The sequence below is a fragment of the Maricaulis sp. genome (assembly GCF_048270095.1).
In the GTDB taxonomy this organism is placed as follows: Bacteria; Pseudomonadota; Alphaproteobacteria; order Caulobacterales; family Maricaulaceae; genus Maricaulis.
The window spans coordinates 42,286-57,876 of record NZ_JBLWTL010000006.1; the positions used below are offsets into that span (position 1 = coordinate 42,286).

Genomic DNA, 15,591 nt, shown 5'->3' on the forward strand with positions numbered 1-15,591 from the left:
TCATGAAACTTGCCTCGGCTCCCCATCATCGCGCCGCCGGGCGTGTTCTCGCAATCGCTTCCGGCAAGGGCGGCGTCGGCAAGACGACCCTCGCCGTCGGCATGGCCCGGGCCCTCTCCCTGATGGATGAACGCGTCCTGCTGATGGATGGCGACCTCGGCATGGCCAATATTGATGTCCAGCTCGGGCTCCAGCCACGCGCCGATATCGTCAATGTTCTCAGCGGCAAGACTTCGCTGGAGGACGCGGTTTGCCCGGCCATTGGCGGGGCAGCCGAGCGCGGCGGGTTTGATGTTATCTCGGGCCGCTCCGGCTCGGGTGCGCTGGCCAATCTGTCCGGACCTGGCCTGACCAAGCTTGCCACGGGTGTCGCAGCGCTGGCCCTGTCCTATGACCGCGCCATTCTTGATCTGGCGGCCGGTGCCGACCGCGCCACTGTTCGTCTCGCCCTGACCGCGGATGACGTCATCATTGTCATCAATGACGAGCCGACATCGCTGACCGATGCCTATGCTTTTGTGAAGACATTGCGTTTGCATGATGAAGGCGCATCACCGCTGGTCGTGGTCAATAATGCCCCCAATGCCAATGCTGCCCGCGACGCGTTCGGCGCGTTTCGCAAGACCTGCGAATCCTTTCTCAGCTTCACGCCAACGCTGGCCGGCATTGTCCGGCGCGACGCCACTGTGCCCGCCGCGATCCGGACCCAGACCTGTGTTGCAGTTCGCGCGCCGGATTGCGATGCGGCCAAGGATTATCATTCACTTGCCGGAATACTCGCGCGAGGCCGCGAAGCCGCGTAGACTGCCGGGACTGGCAATCAGGGGGGATCTGAAACGCCATGTATGATTCATTTTTCGACCGGCTGAGCCATGGCTTCACCGGCTATGACTGGTGGCTGATTATCGTATTGTCACTCGTGGCTGCGCTGATCATGCGCAAGTGGCCGCAATGGCCGGCGGCCGCGGGGGTCATGTTTGTCGTCGATGCGGTGGCGCCGTTTTTCTACCGCTGGGCCGTCGGGGTTCCACCAAATTACGCCTTTGAATTCGCCTTTTCGCGGCTCGATGAACGCGGTGGTGTTGTCGTCTTGTTGCGGCTGGCGATCTATTTCGTTCTGATCGGCGCCATCTTCTTTTCCAAACGCCGGATAGGCGAGCGCTAACCTGCTGCAAGGCTAGCGCTCACCGACCGAAGTGTTGCCATGCAACTAGTCCAGCACTGTGATCTGGCTATTGAGATAGGTCTGGGCGTCAGCCCAGGCAGCGTCGACATCATCCATCCCGAACAGGACGCGCTGGCCGGCATCAAGAACCGGCCCGTACAGCAGAGTGCCTTCGGCGTCGTCCTCGATATGGAAGCGACGCGTGGTGTCTTCCAGCTCGAGGAATCGGTTACGCACGTGGACCCAGTAGTCTTCAGTCGCATCCCAATAGGCGTGCGCTGCGGCGGCGCCCTCGAGCTCGGTGCGGCGATAGGTATTCACGCCGATTTCCCGCACCAATTCCTGTGTTGTGCCATCCCGCACGACCAGTTTTGAATTGTCCTGCTCATGGGTCCAGCCCCAGGGCGTGACGGTGTGGCGATTGACGGCAGCGATGACATCATAATCCTCGCGGGTTGTGTCGTCCCGGCGCGGCAGGGGCCGCCAGGAAACCGGCGGTTCCCAGGTCGAGGCTTCGGACGTGTGGATCCACGGCCCGACCGCAGCATATCTCGGACTGTCATCGACCTGATAGACGGTCTGTGACCAGGCACCGCGGCGATCAGCGGCGGCGACATCATCCATGCGCCAGTCATCATGGCCCTCAAAGGCGAGCACACGCGAGGGCTCATAGCGCCAGTCCTGGCGCCAATGCTTCACGATGAAGGGATCCGGGCCGTCACCAGCGAGGAGGAAGTGCTGCAGCATGATGAAATCGCCGCTGTCCTCGGCCACGATCACGACTTCGCGGGCCGGCGTCAGCTTGGGTTCTGCCAGCTCATAGCCGGGCTCTATCGCCACAGTCTCGCGGAAATCGAAGGTCACATCATACTCGCCCTGCATGGCGAGAATCGCCTGCCGGTCGCGTTCGAAAGCGGCCACTTCAGCGGCTTCGCTGCGCGGCGCGGCGTAGATTTCAGCGGCGGGATTGGTCGTGGCCGCGCATCCGGTCAGAGCGAGCGCGGCGGCGACAAGGGTCAGGCGTTTCATGAGGGCCTCATCATGTGTGAAGAAAATAACGTGGCGAATGTTATTGCGATTGATTCTGACTTGCAATCGCTAAACTGCCGCGGCACAAGAGGCGCGCTTGCAAATCGTTCGCAGAAAGGCGCGTCATGAAATCCGCATTCCTCCTCGGTGCTGCCAGCATCGCCCTCGCCAGCCCCGCACTCGGACAAACGGCGGCGGCGACACCCAATGCCGAAGTCGAGGTCATCGTCGTTGAGGCGACACACACCAAGCTGAACGCCTTTGAATACCCGGGCATGACCTCGACGATCTCGGCCGAGACCCTGGACCTGGGCCGGCCGGCCGATCTGGATGACTTGTTGCGTCAGTTGCCGGGCATGGAAATCGCTGGCGGGCCGCGGCGCACCGGACAAAGCCCCTCCCTGCGTGGTCAGGGGCGGGAGAATACGACCCTCTTGCTCGACGGCGCCCGCCAGAATTTCGGATCGGCCCATGATGGCGCCCTCTTCGTCGACCCATCCCTGCTGGTTGGCGTCGAAAGCGTGCGCGGTTCGGCGTCCGCGCTCTACGGCTCGGGCGCTTCCGGCGGCGTGATCTCGCTGCGCACAGCCAATGCCCGCGACCTGTTGGCCGATGATGAAAGCTGGGGCTTCAGCCTCGGCGCCGGCACGCGAAGTGTTGATGAGGAAGTACGCGGCTCGGCGAGCCTGTATGCGCAGTCAGACCGGTTTGACCTGCTGGCTTCGATGTCGCGCCGCCAGTCCGGCGATATCGCGCTGGGATCGGGCGATGATCTGCCCGCCGATGATGCCGCCACCTCCGGCCTGGTCAAGCTTGGGGTCGAGGCCGCAGAGGGTGTCCGCCTTGAGTTGAGCTGGCAGGGCTTCGACAGCGAGGTCATCGAGCCGAATAACGCCCAGGGCGTGGCCGGGGTGGATTCGCTCAATGCGCTGGTTGAGAAAGACGTGTCGAGCGATAATCTGGCCTTCAATCTGAGCGCCTCGCCCTCCGGTCTGAGCTGGATGGATCTCGACCTGACCGTCTACCGCAATGCGACCGGTGTTGATGAAGCCGAGCTCGTTTCGGGACGGCAATTGCGGCGCGACCTGGAAACCACGGGTCTGCGCATCGATCAGCGCTTCGCGTTTCAGCTCGGCCAGTTTGATGCAGGCCTGACGATCGGCGGCGAATATTACGAGGACACACAGGACGGATTCGACAGCGCTGAAGTCGGCGGCGTCCGCGGCGGTGCGCCGGACGCGTCCAGCCAGTTCACGGCCGGCTATACCCAGCTGGAGCTTGAAGGCCCGGCCCCGTTTGGACTTCCCGGCCGGATCATCCTGTTGCCGGGCATCCGCCATGATTCATTCGAGACCAGCTCAAGCCTGGCTGCCGATACGTCCAGCAATGCGACCTCGAGCCGGTTTGCCGCGACCTATGCCCCGTCGGACAATTTCAATGTCTTCGCCAGCTGGGGTGAAGGCTTCCGGGCACCTTCAATCAATGAGCTCTATCTGGACGGGACGCATTTCTCACTGCCACACATCATTCTCGGGCCACCGGTCTTCATCTCGAACCGCTTCATCGCCAACCCAGCCTTGCTGCCGGAATCAACCGAGACCATCGAGGCCGGTTTCAGTCTTGATCTGGCCGACCATTTCGACAATGTCGACCGGCTGGAAATGCGCGCGGCCTGGTTTGAAACCGATGCCACGGACCTGATCGACCTCGACGTGACCTTTGCCTTCGATCCCGGTTGTTTCACGCCGCCATTCTTCCTGCCCTGCTCGGCTGGCACGACCCAGAGCAGCAATGTCAGCGCCGCCCGCTTGTCGGGCTTTGAAGCCGAAATCAAATTCGAGCGCGGACCCTTCGCCCTCGATGCCAGCCTCTCCGACGTCGATGGCGAGGACACCGTCAGCGGTGAGCCGGTCGGTGCATCAACCCCGACCCGGCTGTATCTGGATGGGCGCTGGACGCTGGCCTCACAGCGCCTGACCCTCGGCGCACGGGCTGAGCTGGCCGGCGATTTCGACGAAGCAAGTGACCCGGCGAGCTTCCGCGATGGCTATAGCGTGCTCGACCTCTACACACGCTGGCAGCCCTTCGCCGGGCACGGCCTGTCGCTCAATGCCGGCGTCGAGAATGCTTTCGACACAGACTATGAGCGCGTCTTCGCGGGCGTCAGTGAGCCAGGGCGTTCGCTGCGGCTCGACGTCACCTGGTCACAGAATTTCTGAGCCTATCAGTTGGGCCGGCGGTGACGGATCTGGGCAATTTCGTCCAGTTCGTCCTGCTCGGCCGCGCGCAGGGCGCGTTCGATATTGGCGAGGCGGCGTTCCTCCAGAACTTCAAACTTCTTGAGTTCCTGGAAGGCGTCGCCGAGCCGGTCGCGCAGGGCATCCGCCTGAACCTCGACTTCATCGAGGGATGAGCGGATATTCTCTTTTCGCTTGATCACCGCCTGGGCGTAGGATCCATAGGCCAGATAGCCATCACGCGATTGCGTGGCGACCGCCTGCTCCTCGGGAACCGAAGCCTCAAGCCGCTCGATCTGGTTGATCAGCGCGCCCTTGGAACGATCCAGTTCGGCCATCTGCTTCTGCAATTCCTCGACTTTGAACCGGGCCAGCCGGATCAAGGGTTCGTGTGAGCGTGTCATGAGGATATTCCTTCACCATCCAAAATCCCGGCCAGGGTCGCGAATGTCGACGGGATATCCGCCGCTTCGTCTTTTCCCTGGCCCAGGAATGCTTCCAACGGATCGTTGAGAGCAATTGCCCGATCTAGCGCCGGGTTCGATCCGTGGGAGTAGGCCCCCAGGCGGATCAATTCTTCCATATCGGCATAGGCCGACAACATTTTGCGCGCCTCGGCGACCAGTGGCCGCTCGGCAGGCGCGAAGACTTCCGGTGCCGTCCGGCTCACCGATTTGAGCACATCGATGGCGGGGAAGCGGCCACGCTCGGCGATCGCCCGGCTCATCACCACATGACCGTCGAGGATTCCGCGCACGGCATCAGCGATCGGCTCATTATGGTCGTCACCATCAACCAGCACAGTGAACAGGCCCGAAATCGTACCGGTCTTGCGGCCATCGGTGCGTTCCACGCCCGGGCCGGCACGCTCGAGCAAGCGCGGCAATTCGGCAAACACGGACGGGGTATAGCCGCGTGTCGTCGGCGGCTCACCGGCAGCCAGGCCAATCTCGCGCTGGGCGAGGGCAAATCGGGTGACGCTGTCCATCAGACACAACACATCCTTGCCCTGGTCGCGGAAGTATTCGGCGACAGTCAGGGTCAGGTGCGCAGCCTGGCGGCGGGCCAGAGCCGGTGCGTCGGAGGTTTCAGTAATCACGACCGAGCGGGCGCGGCCTTCAGGCCCGAGCACATCATCGACAAACTCGCGCGCTTCACGGCCCCGTTCGCCGATCAAGCCAATGACAATCACATCGGCATCGCAAGCGCGCGCCAGCATCGACATCAAGACCGATTTCCCGACGCCCGAGCCGGCGAAAATCCCGAGCCGCTGACCGCGGCGCATCGGTGCAAAGGCATTGAGGACGCGCACGCCCATATCCATCCGCTCGCCCAGGCGCGCGCGGCCATGCGCCATCGGCGGATCGCCCTTGAGCGGATAGGCGTGGGCACCTTCGCTGAGCGCCGGTCCGCCATCAAGCGGGCGAGCGAAGCCGTCCACGACGCGGCCCAGCCAACTCAGGCACGGACGAACCCGTGCCGAATCCGGTTGCAGGACGACCTTGGCGCCGGGGCGGATGCCCTCCAGCGGCCCGAAGGGCATCATCAGGGCCGTCTGGCCACGAAAGCCGACAATCTCGCATTCCGCTGTGCCGCGCCCGGTGACGATCGTCGCATGTGCACCCAGGCTGAGACCGGAAACCGGCCCCTCGGCCTCGACCAACAAACCATTGAGAGCCGTGACGCGTCCTTCCAGGACACGCGCATCAAGCCCGTCAATCCGATCTGTGAGGGTCTGCATCATGCCGACATCATGCCTTTCAGGCGGGGCCAATTGGCCGATTCGATTTCACCCTACGCTATTGCGGTTGCTTCCACGTAAACGCGGACGCGCAAATGCGGGACATGCTGCACGGCCTGGATCGGGGCTGCGGCTCTGACGAGGCCTGTTTGATGCCGGTCATCGCCGGGGGATGCGTCGCTGTGGCATTCCTTCCGGCTGCTGTGCGTTTCAGTCGCCCACCATTTCGGCGGGCGATCTCCCAAAACGGCAATTGAATTGGCGTGTTGTGCCAATATCACCCCCTTGCCTTGGCGGTCTTCGCTCGTCCCGGGCCGCGTCTGATAACGCCAGACTGAAGGCGCACCGGGGTCGGCGCCCCATCGGCGTCGGGGCAAGGCCGCATCCAGGAAGGAGAGGTGTCCGGATTGCGTGCGCATGGACTCGAAACATGAACCTGCGCCAGTAGGCACAAAAAATTGTCTGTGGATAAGAAGACAGGTCGGATCGAACTCAGACTTCGGACCCATTCTCAAGCCTGGCAGGCAATCTCGGCATTTCATGGCGAATACTTTATACGTGACAATATTCTCAGCTGACCAGATTCATCAGAGTCATGGCGCTCAAGTCCACGCGCTAACCCCCTATTCGTTAACGATAATTGCGAATCAAGTTGGAGCGGAAAAGAATCGCCGGGCTGACGATTCTCAAACCTGGTCAAGCCGCAGTTAACTTTCGTTAAGGGTTTCCTCGTAGCGTCAGAATAAGGTTAATCAGACTACACACCGGGCGGGATTGATTCGTTCGGGTACCAGACCGGAGGCGAACCATGCGGGTTCTTCTAATTGAGGACGACCGGGCGACCGCGCAGTCCATCGAATTGATGCTGAAGTCAGATGGCTTCAACATCTACACGACGGATCTTGGCGAGGAAGGTGTCGACCTCGGCAAGCTGTATGATTACGACATCATCCTGCTTGATCTGAATCTGCCGGACATGACGGGTTTTGATGTTCTCAAGACCCTCCGCGTCTCCAAGATCGACACTCCGATCCTGATCCTCACCGGCAATGCCGATATCGACAACAAGGTCCGCGGCCTTGGATGCGGTGCCGATGACTATATGACGAAGCCCTTCCACAAGGATGAGATGATTGCGCGTATCCACGCCATCGTCCGCCGGTCGAAGGGGCATTCGCAATCGATCATCAAGACCGGTTCGATCGCCGTCAATCTCGACGCCAAGACCGTGGAAGTGGACAGCCAGCGCGTCCACCTGACCGGCAAGGAATACCAGATGCTCGAGCTGCTCTCGCTGCGCAAGGGCACGACGCTGACCAAGGAGATGTTCCTCAATCATCTCTATGGCGGCATGGACGAGCCGGAACTGAAGATCATCGACGTCTTCATCTGCAAGCTTCGCAAGAAGCTGGCCGCCGCCACGCAAGGCGAACATCATATCGAAACCGTCTGGGGCCGTGGCTATGTGCTGCGCGATCCGATGGAAGAAAAAGTCGCCGTCTGATCGCACGGCCAATACGAGATTGAAGAGCCCGGTCCTCGCGACCGGGCTTTTTTTGTGTCCAGCTCCCCTGTTCAGGGGCTATGCGGAGGTTGGGGTCCAGCTAATCTGGCTTGCAAACAGCGAGGTGCCCCATGAAACGCCACCGATTGAGCCTGACCGCACTGGCGGTCGCCCTTCTGACCGCCGGGCCCACCCTGGCGTTCCAGCAAACCTCCGGCGAGCCGGCAACGCCGCGTCCGCGTATGGCGGAAATAGAGACTTTTTCACCGTCCGAGCTGATCGCAGAGCTCACCGCGCTGGAGGCTGCAGCCGACGGGCGCGTTGCCTTTCGTGACCCCGAAGGCCTGCTCGAGCGTCTTGAAGTGAAACATGACCGGCTGACCGCCCTCGCGGATGCCGAAGGCGGCCGGTGGGGGCTGGGCCTCGATATCTTCTTCTCAACCAATGCCCCCGCCCCCCGTCCGTGTGACGCCCCGACCCCGGTCATGGTCGTTTCCCGCCAGGGCACGGAGTTGGCGGGGACGGTTTGTCGCCTCTATACGATTCAGGACGGGATTCCGATGTTGACGCTTGATCAGCTTCTGGACGCCCCTTTCGAGGGCCAGACCCTCCATATTCACCTCGTCACGACCATAGCCGCCGAGCAGGACAGCCTGCTCAATTCCGGCAATGAAATCCTGTCAGCGATGGCCACCGATGTCTTGCGCGCCCTCGTCCTGGCAAACCCTCCCAGTAGCGGGGAGGACTCGATGCTGTGGCGGGACACCCTGCAGAGCCTGATGGAGCGCGCGGACGGCTTCATCCGCTTCAATGCACCGGACACGCTAGCCCTCGCGCTCGCGGCAACAGTGACCGGGGTCCTGGATGAGGCGGGCGTAGAGGACGTCGATTGGGGCTTCACATTCGGGGTCGATGGGGCGCAGTCCATCGCGGACGGTGGCCTGTTTGATCCGGACAGGCTTGCAGCTGCGAGGCGGCCCGAAACCGCCGCATGGTGCCTGCCCGATGTGAGCTTCTCGGCAACCGGGCCAACCGGGGTTCACCACACCTGGCATCAATGCTCCGGCACACCACCGGAGGAACACTCCGACACCCTCGTCGTCCGCAAGATCTGGACCGAGGAGAGAACAAGCCGGGCCTATCGCTGGCTTGAACTCAGCGTGTTCGGCTCAACCGACACCCCGGCCGAACTCCCGGCTGTGGACAGTTTCACTCGAGCGGCGCTGGCGCTGATGGCGAATGACATCATTATCGCTCCCCGGACAGCTGCGGAGAGTGGCGAATAGGCTCGGTCGACAGGCTTCGGCGCCCGTGAGAAAAACCCGGTTCCGATGATCAGGCCTTTCTTGTCTCCTCCCCTGTTCAGGGGCTTTTCGGCACGCGATGGCAATGTATGATCGCTGCGGAAACAGGGAGAGCCCGTATGAAACACCCCCAGATTATCCTCGCAACACTCGCGATGGCGCTCCTGGCGGCCGGGCAGGCCGTGGCGGCCCAGGACGTGTCCTCCACCGCGCCATCCCCGGATAGCGCGCTGGACTGGCCAGGCCTGGTGGAGAGCCTGAACGACCCCGAGGCTGGCCTGATCCGCGTCGCGGCGCCGGACGCTCTGGCCCGCGAACTCGAGGCCCTGTCCACCGAAATGCAGGCGTCGATGGAATTGAGCGGTGCACACTGGGGGATCAGCATCGGAATTGACGGCGCCCAGGTCCTGTCCCGCAATGGTGGGTATGATTTCGACCGGATCGATGAGGTCGCCCGCCCGGCAACGCCGGAATGGTGCGGACGCGATGCCCCCTATGTCGCGATTGATGCGGCCGGGAGCCGGCGCATCTGGCAGCAATGCACCGGCACGCCCACCGCAGAAGACCCGGAAGCCATATCCGTGCGACGATTCTGGATTGAAGATACCGTGGCCGGCGATTATCGCTGGCTGGAATTCATCGCCGTAAGTTCAACCGACACAGGGAGCGAGCTGGTCACACTCGACGCCTTCTCCCGCGAAGCCCTCGGCGCCATCGCCCGCAGCATCGTTATCTTCCCGGCGCCCGCAGAGTAGGCTGGCCCTGACACGATGCGTATGAAAAACCCCGGACCAATCTGGTGCCGGGGTTTTCCATTTTGAACTCTGGCCTGCGACGCCGTTATCAGGCGGCCGCCGTCTTGAGCGCCGCATTGCCCACCTGGGTGTAGAGGCCGCGACGGCCTTCCACCGGTACATAATCGCTGGACAGGCCGACCACGGTTTCTGCCGCACCCATAACGAGATAGCCGTCGGCCGCGGTCTGCTGCGAGAGGCGCGCCAGAACTTTCTTCTTCGATTCCGCATCGAAATAGATCAGCACATTGCGGCAGAAGATGACGTCGAACTTGCCCATGGACGCAAAGTTTTCGAGCAGGTTCTGCTTCTGGAAATTCACCATCTGGCGGATATTCGGCTTGATGCGCCACTGGTCACCGGTCTGGTCGAAATGCGTCACCAGGCGCTGGATGGCCAGGCCACGCTGGACTTCAAACTGGCTGTAGAGCCCCGCCTTGGCCTTTTCCAGCACGCGCGGTGCCATATCGGTCGCGACGATCTCGACGCGAAGGCCGCCGAGGCGTGCGCGCTCTTCTTCCAGCAGCATGGCCAGCGAATACGGTTCCTGGCCGGATGAACAGGCCGCACACCAGATCCGCAACACACCGGTATTGCCCCGCGCACGCGAAAGGACGGGCAGGATGTCCTGCTTGAACAGGTCAAAGGGCGTGTTGTCGCGGAAGAAAAATGTCTCGTGGGTCGCCAGCGCTTCCGTGATGGCCCAGAGGAGGCGGTCACTGCCTTCGCGCCGCGCCGCTGAAATCAGGGCCTCGATCGAGGCATAGCCTTCTGCCCGCGCCAGCGGTGCAAGCCGGCTTTCCAGCAGATAGCCCTTGTCCGCCGACAGAACGAGGCCCGAGCGCTTATACGCTTCGGCGGCCACGTAGAGAATTTCCTGTTTTTCCAGCATAGGCCTACATTCCACCCTTGGCGCGCCGGACGATATCCGACCCGATTTCCGATAGCGGCAGTATCTGATCTGCCAGTCCGGCCTCGGCGACAGCGCCAGGCATGCCCCAGACGATGCTGCTCGCTTCGTCCTGGACGATAATGGTTCCACCGGTCGCGCGCAGCGCGCGCACGCCCTCACGCCCGTCATGCCCCATCCCGGTAAGGATGACGCCGAGTGCGCTTCCGCCCGTCGCCTCGGCGACGGATGTAAAGAGCGGATCGACGGCCGGGCGGCAGAAATTGATCGGCGGGCTTTGGTCGAGCGCCGCATAATAGCCGCCCGCATCGCGTCGCACCGTGAAGTGAAAATCGCCCGGCGCGACATAGACATGCCCCGCCTGCAAGCGTTCGCCGTGCTCAACTTCCTTGCAGGGCAGATTGCTGGCCTTGGCCAGATGCTCAGCGAGGATTTTGGTGAACAGGGCCGGCATGTGCTGGGCGATGACAATTGGCGCCGCAAGCCCGGCGGAAAACTTGCTGATCACCATCCGCAGGGCTTCGGGCCCCCCGGTGCTGGAGCCGATAGCAATGATCGAAGGCCGGCCGGTTGACCGAGGCGTGGTACCGCGCGAAATCGGCGCGGCGGCGACAGGGCTGAATGCCCGCTTTGCCGGCGGTGGTGGCGGTGCACCGGGCGCGGTGCGCGCCTGGGGTGCCGCGGCGGCAGCGCCCGGGTTCGCCGGCCGCGACACTTTGGGCCGCGGGGCCAGCGCCTTGAGCTTGGCCAGCAGGTCGCGGCGGAACTCCTCGGCTCCGGCCAGGCGGCCCGCTTGCGGCTTCGGGGCGTAATCGGCGGCGCCCATCGACAAGGCGCGGATCGTCACCTCACCGCCGCGGCGGGTCAGGGTCGAAGCCATCACGATACGGCATTTCGGCACGGTCTTGAGCAAAATGGGCAGGGCTGCAAGCCCGTCCATCTTGGGCATTTCCACGTCCAGGATGATCAGATCAGGGCGCAGCTCCTCAGCCTTGCGGATCCCCTGCTCGCCATCGGTAGCAGAGCCGACGAGGACAAGATCGGGATCTTCCTCGATCCAGCGCGTCATGAGACCGCGGGCGACCGCGGAGTCATCGATCACCAGCACACGGGCCATGCCGTGGTCAGGACTCATTTGGGGGGCGAGCTCTGTCATCAGCCTCCCCTATGACGCTCGCAACAGACCGGTTTGCTGGAATTTTGATGCGATGATATCGCCGTCGAACGGCTTCATGACATATTCGTCGGCACCGGCGCGCAGCGCTTCAGTGATGTGAGCCATGTCATTCTCGGTCGTGCAGAAAACCACGATCGGCCGGTCCCCGGTTTCCTCACGGCGCAGTGCCTTGACGAAGTCCAGCCCGTTCATGATGGGCATATTCCAGTCCAGGAGGATCGCATCGGGCATTTGCTCCCGGCATTTTTCCAGCGCTTCCGCACCGTCGCCGGCTTCAACACATGCGAATTCGAGCTCTTCCAGAATTCGGCGGGCGACTTTCCGGATCACACGCGAATCGTCGACGACGAGACAGGTCTTCATACGCTTGCCCTTCCCTAGGCGGCTTCGCTTTTGACCGTTGTGCCGATGACTGCCGACACATCGAGAACCGCGAGCAATTCTTTATCGAGGCGGTGAACCCCCTTCACCATCGAACGCCAACGCGCGTCGACATGGGCGGGAACGGGCTCCAGTTCGGCACGCGGACGGCGCAGAACTTCACCGACAGAATCCACAATAAGTCCAAAGATTTCGCTACCGCGTTCCACGCCAAGCGCCATGCCCGCATCATCGGCATCGCGCGGCGGCAGACCGAGGCGCCGGCGGGCATCGATTGCGGTGACGATGCGGCCACGCAGATTGAGCAGGCCAGCCACTTCCAGCGGTGCCAGCGGCACGGCTGTGACCGATTGCGGCGCGAAAACCTCGCGGATTGAATTGACGGGCGCGCCAAACAATTGATCGCCAATCCGCACGGAGACGTATTCGATCATGGCGTCAGCAGCCAGTTCCGATGATTCGTCGTAATGGTCGGTCATGCCACCTTCTCCTCATGAGACGCTTCATCCAGGGCGGCGATCAGCGCGCCCCGGTCCGAACGCGGCAACACCATGGTGAGGCCTTCGGCATTGGTATCTTCTGGCCAGTCGGTGACGGCGAGCGCCGGCAGATTGGCCCACATCCCTTGGGCACGGATCTTCTCGAGCGCGGCGGGATCGCCAACCAGGGCATCAAATTGTTCGCCCGCTTCGGCAATCGCGAGGACTTCATGCATCCCGCCCGTCGGGGTGACGTCGTAACCGGCAGCGGCGAGCAGCGGCGCGATCATGCGGCGGGCAAAAGCGTCAGCATCAACGAGCAGGACCCGGCGCCGGCGCTTCGAGCTGCGGCGCTGGATATTGCCCGCCTGGGCCTGTTCGAGATGCCAGGCGATATCGACCACATCGGTGGCCTTGCCCTTGATAATCGCGGAACCGATAATTCCCGGCTTGTCGGAGCGCATCTGCAGATCGACCCGTTCCTCGACGACATCGACAATCTGGTCGACGGCAAGACCGATCGCGCCATGGCCTTCGGAGAAGACCAGAACCGGCTGACGCTGACCCTGAGTGCCGCCAATCTGACCGCCCAGCGGCACGATCGGCATCAGGCGGCCGCGGTATTGCACCACAAGCCGGCCATTGGTGGTCTCGATCGCATCCGGCTGAAATTCCTCGAGCCGTGTGACCAGCGCCAGCGGCACCGCCTTCGGCTCGGCTCCGCCGGCACGGACCAGCAGCAGGCGCTGGGTATTCTGTGTCTCGGCCGCGGCTGCAGCGCTGGCGTCGTAATGCGCTTCGTCTTCCATGCTCGACACGATTTCTCCGGCCAGGCCGTTGGGGTCGAGGATCATGATGACCGTGCCGTCGCCCAGAATGGTGGCGCCGGAATAGGCTCCGACACTGCGCAGCGAGTCGGACAGGGGTTTGACGACGATTTCTTCGGTATCCAGGACATTATCGACAATCAGGCCGACATTACGCCCGCCGGCGTCGAGCACGACGACGAAGCCGGTATCAACCTTGCCTTCCGCCTTGGCGTCGCCGGCAGCCTGGCTGACCCCGAGGACTTCCTGCAAATCGACCAGCGGCATGAGCCGGTCGCGCAGACGCATCACGCGGGCGCCGCTGAGGGATTCGATGGCATGTTCGGAACCGGCGCCGACACGGACCAGCTCGCGCACGGCCAGCTGCGGAATGGCGAAGCGCTGTTTGTGGCTGCCGATGATCAGCGCCGAGACAATCGCCAGGGTCAGCGGGATCTTGATCTTGAAATGGCTGCCCTTGCCGGTGGTCGAGGTGACATCGACGACGCCGCCAATCTGTTCGATATTATTGCGCACCACATCCATGCCGACACCGCGGCCGGACAAATTGGTGACTTTCGCAGCCGTGGAGAAGCCTGGCGCGAAGATGAAGCGATGAATCTGCTGCTCGGTCATGGCAGCAAGCTCTTCATGGGTGGTGAGACCCTTTTCGAGCGCTTTTTCACCGATGCGAGCGGTGTTCAGCCCCATGCCGTCATCGGCGATGGAGATGATGATATGGCCGCCTTCATGGAAGGCCTTCAGGGTGATCGTGCCCTTCTCCGACTTGCCGGCCTTGATCCGGTCAGCCGGCATTTCGAGACCGTGATCGGCGGAATTGCGCACCATGTGGGTGAGCGGGTCCTTGATCAGTTCCAGCACCTGGCGGTCGAGCTCGGTGTCGCTCCCATCCATCACCAGTTCGATCTTCTTGCCGAGATCGGTGGAGACGTCGCGGATAATGCGCGGCAGTTTGCGCCAGGCATCGCCGATCGGTTGCATCCGGGTCTTCATGACACCGTCCTGCAATTCGCCGGTGACGGCGGAGAGGCGCTGAAGCGGAACCTTGAGGTCTTCGTCCTCAAGACCGCGAATGGTCTGCATCAACTGGTTCCGTGTCAGGACCAGTTCGGAAACCGTCGTCATCAAGGCATCGAGGACGTCGACGCCAACCCGTACGGTTTGTTGCATGCGCGGCGCACCATCGCCGCCCAGGATGTGGTCATCAGCTCCCTTGAGCTCGGCGACGGCAGTCTGCAGCGCTTCGGTCGTGCTCATATCCGGGGTGATCGTGGCCGGTGCCATGCCGGCTTCCGGCTCGGCGGAATTGAATGCCGCCTCAAGCTCAGCGACGGATACCTCGCCCGGGCGCAGCTCGCGGCCCAGTTCCGGATCGAAGTCACCAACGCCGAGATGTTCGGGGGCGGGCTCTTCAGCGAGTTGCGGGACGTCGACTTCGGCATCGGTATTCAGGAAGGCCGCTTCCAGATCGGCGAGCGAGACTTCGCCCGGACGCAATTCGCGGCCCAGATCAGCGTCCCAGCCTTCAGGCACAGCCTCGACCGGCGCGGCGGGCTCGACAGCTTCGACCACACGACCCTGGGAAGCGTCTTCAAGCCGGCCAATCAATTCACCGTCTTCGCCCGCGGGTTCATTGCCGGTTTCCTCGATGTTGCGAAGAATGACCTTGATCTGGTCGATCGATTCCAGGACCAGGGTAACCATCGGCGGCGAAACGGCGAGATCGCCATCCCGGAATTTTCCAAGCAGGGTTTCACCGGCATGCGCGACGGCTTCGAGGCGCGGCAGGCCAAGGAAACCACATGTGCCCTTCACGGTGTGGAGGAGCCGGAAAATATTGTCGAGAATGGCCCGGTCTTCCGGATTATTCTCGAAACGGACCAGCTCCGCATCAATGACGTCAAGGCTTTCGCCAGTCTCCGTCAGGAATTCACTGATCAGATCGTCCATTGCCAACCTCTTGCCGTCGATATGCCTGTCAGGGCGTGATTTGACGGTAAGTTGACACGGGCTTGGTTAACGGACTGTTGGTGCAGGCCCGCG

The 15,591-nt window shown here is 62.5% G+C and carries 14 protein-coding genes; 6 read left to right on the forward strand and 8 right to left on the reverse strand.

Features of this window, described 5'->3' with window-relative positions:
• Window positions 1-2: 2 nt before the first annotated feature.
• Together ACN0YJ_RS05495 and ACN0YJ_RS05500 are read left to right on the forward strand one after the other, a co-directional pair.
• Window positions 3-803 (forward strand): AAA family ATPase, encoded by an 801-nt coding sequence (locus tag ACN0YJ_RS05495; protein WP_417489272.1) that lies wholly within the window; start codon window positions 3-5, stop codon window positions 801-803.
• 38 nt (window positions 804-841) lie between these two features.
• Window positions 842-1,165, forward strand: coding sequence for a hypothetical protein (locus ACN0YJ_RS05500; RefSeq protein ID WP_417478051.1), 324 nt, complete (start codon window positions 842-844; stop codon window positions 1,163-1,165).
• A gap of 45 nt (window positions 1,166-1,210) precedes the next feature.
• Here the strand turns inward: ACN0YJ_RS05500 and ACN0YJ_RS05505 are convergent, their stop codons facing one another.
• Complete coding sequence (locus ACN0YJ_RS05505; protein WP_417495571.1) at window positions 1,211-2,194, reverse strand: DUF6607 family protein; 984 nt, start codon at window positions 2,192-2,194, stop codon at window positions 1,211-1,213.
• Between the two features lie 125 nt (window positions 2,195-2,319).
• Between ACN0YJ_RS05505 and ACN0YJ_RS05510 the strand changes: the two genes are divergently transcribed.
• Window positions 2,320-4,413: a TonB-dependent receptor domain-containing protein gene (locus tag ACN0YJ_RS05510; RefSeq protein ID WP_417495572.1), complete on the forward strand. Its 2,094-nt coding sequence runs from the start codon at window positions 2,320-2,322 to the stop codon at window positions 4,411-4,413.
• Window positions 4,414-4,418: 5 nt separating this feature from the next.
• Here the strand turns inward: ACN0YJ_RS05510 and fliJ are convergent, their stop codons facing one another.
• Window positions 4,419-4,835, reverse strand: coding sequence for a flagellar export protein FliJ (gene fliJ, locus ACN0YJ_RS05515; protein ID WP_417478048.1), 417 nt, complete (start codon window positions 4,833-4,835; stop codon window positions 4,419-4,421).
• Window positions 4,832-6,172: a flagellar protein export ATPase FliI gene (gene fliI, locus ACN0YJ_RS05520; protein WP_417495623.1), complete on the reverse strand. Its 1,341-nt coding sequence runs from the start codon at window positions 6,170-6,172 to the stop codon at window positions 4,832-4,834. The genes fliJ and fliI overlap by 4 nt, the downstream gene beginning before the upstream one ends.
• Before the next feature lie 808 nt (window positions 6,173-6,980).
• Here fliI and ctrA point away from each other — a divergent pair.
• The 3 genes from ctrA to ACN0YJ_RS05535 all read left to right on the forward strand — a co-directional run bounded on the left by ctrA (window position 6,981) and on the right by ACN0YJ_RS05535 (window position 9,735).
• Window positions 6,981-7,676: a response regulator transcription factor CtrA gene (gene ctrA / locus ACN0YJ_RS05525; protein ID WP_091766370.1), complete on the forward strand. Its 696-nt coding sequence runs from the start codon at window positions 6,981-6,983 to the stop codon at window positions 7,674-7,676.
• A 131-nt stretch (window positions 7,677-7,807) separates the two neighbouring features.
• Window positions 7,808-8,962 (forward strand): hypothetical protein, encoded by a 1,155-nt coding sequence (locus ACN0YJ_RS05530; protein WP_417489273.1) that lies wholly within the window; start codon window positions 7,808-7,810, stop codon window positions 8,960-8,962.
• Window positions 8,963-9,099: 137 nt separating this feature from the next.
• Window positions 9,100-9,735 carry a hypothetical protein gene (locus ACN0YJ_RS05535; protein ID WP_417489274.1) on the forward strand — a complete coding sequence of 212 codons (636 nt, stop codon included), beginning with the start codon at window positions 9,100-9,102 and terminating at the stop codon, window positions 9,733-9,735.
• Window positions 9,736-9,823: 88 nt separating this feature from the next.
• Here the strand turns inward: ACN0YJ_RS05535 and ACN0YJ_RS05540 are convergent, their stop codons facing one another.
• Genes ACN0YJ_RS05540 through ACN0YJ_RS05560 form a run of 5 tightly spaced genes read right to left on the reverse strand, consistent with a single transcriptional unit; the run spans window position 9,824 to window position 15,498 of the window.
• Window positions 9,824-10,666 (reverse strand): CheR family methyltransferase, encoded by an 843-nt coding sequence (locus tag ACN0YJ_RS05540; protein ID WP_417478045.1) that lies wholly within the window; start codon window positions 10,664-10,666, stop codon window positions 9,824-9,826.
• 4 nt (window positions 10,667-10,670) lie between these two features.
• Window positions 10,671-11,840: a protein-glutamate methylesterase/protein-glutamine glutaminase gene (locus ACN0YJ_RS05545; protein ID WP_417495573.1), complete on the reverse strand. Its 1,170-nt coding sequence runs from the start codon at window positions 11,838-11,840 to the stop codon at window positions 10,671-10,673.
• A gap of 9 nt (window positions 11,841-11,849) precedes the next feature.
• On the reverse strand, window positions 11,850-12,224 hold the full coding sequence (locus ACN0YJ_RS05550) for a response regulator (RefSeq protein ID WP_091766385.1): 375 nt from the start codon (window positions 12,222-12,224) through the stop codon (window positions 11,850-11,852).
• A 14-nt stretch (window positions 12,225-12,238) separates the two neighbouring features.
• Window positions 12,239-12,721 (reverse strand): chemotaxis protein CheW, encoded by a 483-nt coding sequence (locus ACN0YJ_RS05555; RefSeq protein ID WP_417478043.1) that lies wholly within the window; start codon window positions 12,719-12,721, stop codon window positions 12,239-12,241.
• The gene (locus tag ACN0YJ_RS05560) at window positions 12,718-15,498 is read right to left on the reverse strand and encodes a chemotaxis protein CheW (RefSeq protein ID WP_417489276.1); all 2,781 of its coding nucleotides are present in this window, start codon (window positions 15,496-15,498) and stop codon (window positions 12,718-12,720) included. The genes ACN0YJ_RS05555 and ACN0YJ_RS05560 overlap by 4 nt, the downstream gene beginning before the upstream one ends.
• Between the last annotated feature and the right edge of the window lie 93 nt (window positions 15,499-15,591).